The organism is Collinsella aerofaciens (assembly GCF_032584215.1).
Lineage (GTDB): Bacteria > Actinomycetota > Coriobacteriia > Coriobacteriales > Coriobacteriaceae > Collinsella.
Genome location: NZ_JAWHPN010000043.1, coordinates 1 through 5,816, shown reverse-complemented (window position 1 = coordinate 5,816; position 5,816 = coordinate 1). Strand labels below are relative to the sequence as shown.

Annotated in this window: 8 protein-coding genes and 1 pseudogene; 6 read left to right on the top strand and 3 right to left on the bottom strand. The window is 59.2% G+C overall.

The genetic code is table 11. The annotated features are described in order from the left end of the window. Both RX395_RS09500 and RX395_RS09495 read left to right on the top strand, forming a co-directional pair. On the top strand, window positions 1–407 hold a 407-nt coding region (locus RX395_RS09500; protein ID WP_316367199.1), incomplete at its 5' end, for a GDP-mannose 4,6-dehydratase. Between the two features lie 373 nt (window positions 408–780). Further along, window positions 781–960 carry a hypothetical protein gene (locus RX395_RS09495; RefSeq protein WP_117654730.1) on the top strand — a complete coding sequence of 60 codons (180 nt, stop codon included), beginning with the start codon at window positions 781–783 and terminating at the stop codon, window positions 958–960. A gap of 45 nt (window positions 961–1,005) precedes the next feature. On the opposite strand, the gene RX395_RS09490 is transcribed toward RX395_RS09495, so the two are convergent. The 3 genes and pseudogenes from RX395_RS09490 to RX395_RS09480 all read right to left on the bottom strand — a co-directional run bounded on the left by RX395_RS09490 (window position 1,006) and on the right by RX395_RS09480 (window position 2,188). After that, complete coding sequence (locus tag RX395_RS09490) at window positions 1,006–1,614, bottom strand: hypothetical protein (protein ID WP_316367196.1); 609 nt, start codon at window positions 1,612–1,614, stop codon at window positions 1,006–1,008. Window positions 1,615–1,744: 130 nt separating this feature from the next. Beyond that, a pseudogene (locus RX395_RS09485) lies at window positions 1,745–1,999 on the bottom strand (IS256 family transposase); the annotation flags it as partial. A 15-nt stretch (window positions 2,000–2,014) separates the two neighbouring features. Next, window positions 2,015–2,188 (bottom strand): hypothetical protein, encoded by a 174-nt coding sequence (locus RX395_RS09480; protein WP_158551475.1) that lies wholly within the window; start codon window positions 2,186–2,188, stop codon window positions 2,015–2,017. A gap of 343 nt (window positions 2,189–2,531) precedes the next feature. Between RX395_RS09480 and RX395_RS09475 the strand changes: the two genes are divergently transcribed. From RX395_RS09475 to RX395_RS09460, 4 genes are all read left to right on the top strand, one after another. Continuing rightward, window positions 2,532–2,990 carry a Panacea domain-containing protein gene (locus RX395_RS09475; RefSeq protein ID WP_316367193.1) on the top strand — a complete coding sequence of 153 codons (459 nt, stop codon included), beginning with the start codon at window positions 2,532–2,534 and terminating at the stop codon, window positions 2,988–2,990. Beyond that, entirely contained in the window at window positions 2,987–3,931 is a 945-nt protein-coding gene (locus RX395_RS09470) for an MnhB domain-containing protein (protein ID WP_117636977.1), read from the top strand. Before RX395_RS09475 ends, RX395_RS09470 begins: the two co-directional genes overlap by 4 nt. 456 nt (window positions 3,932–4,387) lie before the next feature. Further along, on the top strand, window positions 4,388–4,960 hold the full coding sequence (locus RX395_RS09465; protein ID WP_316367191.1) for a hypothetical protein: 573 nt from the start codon (window positions 4,388–4,390) through the stop codon (window positions 4,958–4,960). A gap of 330 nt (window positions 4,961–5,290) precedes the next feature. Beyond that, a complete protein-coding gene (locus RX395_RS09460) occupies window positions 5,291–5,713 on the top strand; it encodes a hypothetical protein (RefSeq protein WP_316367189.1) in 423 nt (140 codons plus the stop codon). Window positions 5,714–5,816 lie beyond the last annotated feature (103 nt).

Genomic DNA, 5,816 nt, shown 5'->3' with positions numbered 1-5,816 from the left:
ACGGCGTGCGCCCCAAGCTCTACGGCCGCGGCGAGAACGTGCGCGACTGGATCCACACCGAGGACCACTCCTCGGCCGTCTGGGACATCCTCACCAAGGGCCGCACGGGGGAGACCTACCTCATCGGGGCTAATGGCGAGAAGAACAACATCACCGTGCTGCGCATGATCCTCGAGGCCATGGGCCGCGACCCCGAGGACTTCGACTGGGTCGCCGACCGCCCCGGCCACGACCGCCGCTACGCCATCGACAGCACGAAGCTCCAGCGCGAGCTCGGCTGGAGGCCGGCCCACACCGACTTCGCCGAGGGCCTGAAGGCCACCATCGACTGGTACGTGGCCAACGAGTCCTGGTGGCGACCGACCAAGGAGGCCACCGAGGCCCGCTACCGCGCGCAGGGGCAGTAGAGGTAGCAGCCCTTGCGAAACAAAGCGGGGTCCCGGACTAGCGCTCCGGACCCCGCTTTGTTTAGTGCGCAGTTGGCCGAATGTGTCCCTGAATGGCGGTTGGTTGGTGGAGCGTCGTGCGTCGTGTATTGTATTTCTTGCGCCTTTGCTTGTGGCCTTCCTCGCCATAAATACTGTGGTGATGCTATTCACCCAGTTGTACGCCTACGCGGACGAGCCCGGCGGGGACGTATACCTGCACGGCGATCTGATCTGGTGCGGCGAAACGCCCGAATGCAAGCAGTCGATGGCCATGTGCGGCGCAAGGTGGGGCTGCAGGTGAGGCTCGTGCCCAAGAGCAACACGAGGCGGCTCTCCTACGAGTGCTGGCAGGGTGCGCAAAATCTGCATCGACCCGGTGCGCTGCCCGCTGGCGCATGAGAAGTCCAGGCTCAAGAAGTACGACCACGACCACGACTGCGACGGGACGTGGCTTGAGGGCATCCCCGACGGCAACGACCACTCGATCGAAGCAGTGAGGTTCGCAATTATGGACGACATCTTGCGTGGGTGAGGGCGCAGCGTGCTGCTTCTCCTCGCCACTGAAAGGCGCTAAAGGTTAATCTGCTGTCTTCTCCGTTGTCTTAGGATCAGCCTCCTCGCCCTGCTCGTCAGATACTCCCTTGAACTTCGCCATAACGTTTTTCTTTGTCTTGACAATCTTTGGACGCGCGGTCTCACGCCACCATTTTTCGACATGAGGCTTTGCCGCCTGAGCACCTTTCACCGCCAGAAAGCTAACGGCAATTACGGTAATCGCAGCAGCCGCCACCTTGCCACCGTTCGAATCGGAGGCATCATTGCCATCGCGCTGGCCGTCATCAAGACTGTCATCGCCATTTGCCGCAAGCGATGCCTCCCACTCTTCTCTCTGCCTTTTCTTTTCGGCGCGATTGGCTGCAACCGAATCGGAAAGCTCACGTCTGCGTTCCGGGGAAAGCGGGCCAATTTCATTGAGGATTTCCTCTTTCCATGACGTGGAAACATAGCCAGCATGATTAGGGCTTCCGGTTTCCCAGTGCCTCTGCGTGGCATAAGGACGCCCCTTCTCGGTGACCCTATAATCTCCAGGTTCGCCTTCGAGGTAGCCTTCTTCCTTCAGCCAGACATTCACCTCCTCTGCGTTAAGCCCAACATCCCGCCCCAAGTATCTTGCTGACTTACGCATCGCAAGCCCCTTTCGCTTATCAACAGTATGGTAGTGTCGCGAATCATGATGTAGGGCTCGGTTCTCGAGGGTGGCCGCAGGCTGCCCGAGGAACCGAGAATCATCTAGAATGCCGTCATTCTAGCCTATGTCACGCCGCCTTCCTGCCGACAACGGGGTTACCGGCCGCGACGAGTGCGATGATCCCGGCCGCGTGCTCGGCGGCAGGGCCCTCGTAGGCAGGCGCGTTCACCTTGGCGCCCTCGACGGCCCTGCCGATGGGGTCTTCGTTGAACTGGCGGCGTCCGGCCCAGCCCTCGTCCATCTCTGAGAACACCGCTCCCATCATCCTGATGAGCGACTTCCTGCTGGGGAAGACCTGCACCACGCAGCCGCGGCGCTTGGGCTCGCGGTTGGCGCGCTACTGCACGTTGTTGGTGCGAAGTCTCACGTGGTGCTCGTAGGGGAAGTCGAGGTAGGCCAGCGCGTCGGCCTCGGCCTCTTCGAGCGCCTCGGACGCCTTGGGGCAGAACCCCTCGATCTGCTCGGTGGTCAGCTGGGTGCTCGAGTCCGGGCTCGCCGACCGCAGGGCCACGCGCGCCATTAGCGAGGGATGTGGTGATCGCGAGATACACGGTAGCGACCTTGGGCGCATGTGCGCGCTTCTGCAGGTTCGAGCGGAAGGAGATGAAGTGATTGGCGAAGACGTGAAATGGGCGTTGGGCATTGCGGTCACGGCGCTCGTGCTCATGGCGTTCCTGCTGCACGTGCCGTTCGCCCTGGTGCTGGGGCCGTGGAGGACTAGGGGGCGCGTCCGAGACCGGAACCCCCGCTGGAGGGACCGTCCGTTTTTTGTCCGGGCGAGCTGAGATGCTTTTATCACGATAAGCGCAGATGGGAAGCACATCACTGGTATGATTTGGGAAAGGAGGAAACAGATGAAAGTCCAAATCGGGACAGAGTACTGTGCGATGGAAATCGCCGAGTACGCCGTCAGCAGGCGATATCGCCACGACACGCCAATCAGCAATCTTCAGCTCCAGAAGATTCTTTACTTCCTGCAAGTCATACACGCGAGCGAGACCGGCGAGCTGCTATTCGTCGACCAGTTTGAGGCATGGCCCTACGGCCCGGTCATCAGAGATGTCTACGTTAAGTTCTCTGACTGCGGCGGCTTCCCGATAAAACGCGAGTTCGACACCGAGATAAATGATTCCATCCGCCCGTTTCTGGATGCGGGGGTGGACATGCTCGCCGAGAAATCCCCATGGGAGCTCGTCAGGATCTCACACGCCGAGGGGTCTCCGTGGGACGTCATCTACAACCAGAAGCGCCTACACAAGGGAATCATCCCAAATGAATTGATCATGCAGTGCGCTAGCGAGGTCTCTGAGTGACCGAGCAAGACTACGCAAAGGCGGCCGAAAACTTCGAAAGGGCCCTCTCTCTGCTCACCAGCAAGATTGGGACTCTTTCGAAGCCACCCCTGAAAGTTCCCCCAATAAACGCAGGCAGCGACGACGCAGAGAAACGCAAGGCTCTCCGCGACATGCTCGAATCCCTCGCCAGCACGGATGATGCTGCGGTGCTCTCCCAGGATGACATCCGCCGAGCCTCGAACTTCTTCGTAAAGCTATATGGGGGGAGCGAGCCCTATCGCCATAGATATGCCGACATCTGCGACCTGGTATTCAATGCACTCGGGCAGTCCCCTGGGGACTTGGACGAAGGGGTCCCCTATTCGGTCAACTGCCTCGCCGAGAACATTCGCATCATCCATGACAACCTGACGAAACATGGATTTTGTGACCAGGCGAAAAGTGTCCTCAAACTCGCCGACCACATCGACCTGGAAAAGACGAGGCTGAGCCACGACATCGAACAGCAGCAGGCCATGCGCACATTCAAAGCGGCAATCGCCGAAGTGAAAGCGGAAAGGGACGAGGCGGACCAGAAACGCGCAGAGCTGGAAAGGGAGTTCGACGAGCGCCTCGACAAGACGAGGATGGAGTACATCGCGATCCTCGGCGTGTTCGCGGCGGTCGTGCTCGCCTTCAACGGCGGCGTCGGGTTCTCGACCTCCGCGATGGGCGCGCTCGGCATCGACGGCGGCATACGCGCCATCGTGCTCCTCGCCGCGCTCGTGGGCTTCGTGCTCATCAACACGGTCTGCATCCTGCTGGTCTTCATCTGGAAGATGTCCTTCAACCATCGGAATGTCGAGCTGGGAAAATGGCCGAGGAACTGTCTGATCGCCGCAGACGTCGTCCTCGTGGTCATCATGGCTGCGATGATGGCGCTCTCCCACCCTGGACTCAGGGGGCTCATCGGGCTGTAGCCCGAACGCCATGCCGAGGGCCGTCCTCCGGGGCGGCCCTCGGCATGGCGACACGTCTAGGAACATAGCCGTGCGGTCATCCTCCGCCGCACGGGACACTGGGGAGCCGTCCTTCGGGTCGGCTTCCTGCTTTTCGCGGCGGGGCGAGATTGATTGGAGGTGGCGCTTGGACGCCGACGAGCCGATGGCGAAGGTAGTGTCGCGATTGTTGGTGTAGGGTCTCCATAAGGCGGAATCTGTAGAGGAAGGAGACTGTGATATCGTGCGCTCCGATGATGATATGCCTGGAGAAGGGTTTTACGAGCGCTACCGCGTGCTCTTTTACCCATGGATTCACGAGAGGCCTGCGGCCAGAATGCGGGATGTGCGACGGGAGAAGCGAGCCGTTCGCCAAGTGGGGCCCGTTGACCGGAAGCCTCTCCTTGAGGCGGCGGCGCTGGCGGATGGGTTGACCAAATGTTCCCAGATAGCGTTGTAATTAGTTTCAACGGTCAAATCGATTTCGGCACGGCTGTTGCTTTCCTCTCGTTGGCGCTCACTCTCCTCCAGTGGATTGTCACGCTGATACGGGGCCGCCGGGCGGCCGCGCGGAGCCAGGCCTCGGCCATCTGTGCCCGTGTGGTCAGGATGCCCGAGGGGGAGACGGCCACGGTTGGCAGGTGCAGGGTTGATTTCGGGCCGCAGTTCGGACTAGAAGTGATGAACAATAGCAACGACGTCGTTTACCAAGTTATCCTCACTGCCGCGCTCGTCCAAGGTGCCGGGCCTCAAGACGGGAGGGACGTCGAGGGGTGTGGCTGCAGAGTTCTACTCTCGTCCGTTGCTCCGGGCAAAACCGTGAGGTGTATCGGGCATCTCGATTGCTCGATGCATAAGGCCTTCGGCTGCGAGGTGGCTTTCACCGATCGCTACGGACGCAGTTGGGTGCGGAAGAGCGACGGTCATTTGGGCAGGATTCGATTCAAAACGCCCGTCGATTATTACGGTCTGATGCTGCCTGTGGAGTGGATGGACTTCGATGAATGGTAATCGACACACTCTGGTTTTGAACGAAGAGTCCCCGAGGCGATCGATAACGATTCTTCTTTGATGATGCAGGCGGCGCTACCATTAGCAGCGCCGCTTCTTTTATGTTCCGTACGCAGATAGGCCCCGTCATGTTGACCACCGAACGCATCTTGGCCGACGTGCTCGTGTCGGGCCGCTGTTCGTGATCGAGCCCGACCATGATAGCGAGGCCGTATACGATTTCACCAACCCGAGGTCGGGGGCGAGGATGGACGCGAAGACAGGAGAGATTCTCTGATGGATAGCATGTTCAATGACCATGTTTTCCCTAAATACAAGGATCAACAGGTCATGAAGCCTCAGATGGATGGCCTTGATGACCCCACTTTAAGGTATTTCACGCTGTTGGACTCGTCTGCCCTAGTGAAAGACGAACTTAAAGCCGACAGGTTCGACGATGAATTCATTAAATCCTTCCTCAATGCCGCCAAGGAGCTTGCGGCCGCCGGGAGGAGAGCGACCGACAGGCCGGGCATGTATGTGTTCCTGGAGCATTCCTACGCGATTCCGGTGATGTTCCTCACAAGGCACTGTACTGAGCTTTCAATCAAGAGGGCGATAAAAAAATGTGGGGCTAAGCCTAAGAAAGACCACAGCCTTAGAAACCTGTGGAATTCCTTGCTCTCGAGGTTTCCGAAGCAAAAGTGCCGTGAAGACAATAGAACCATCAAGAACATGGGTGCTTTTGTAAAGGCTCTGTTAGACCAGGATTGACATACATGTGTCCCCACGGTGCCATATCGTTGACCCCATAGACCGCGATGATGGGGGCAGCATGAACGCCGAAGACCTGGTCCTCAACTTCAAGAAGGGCATG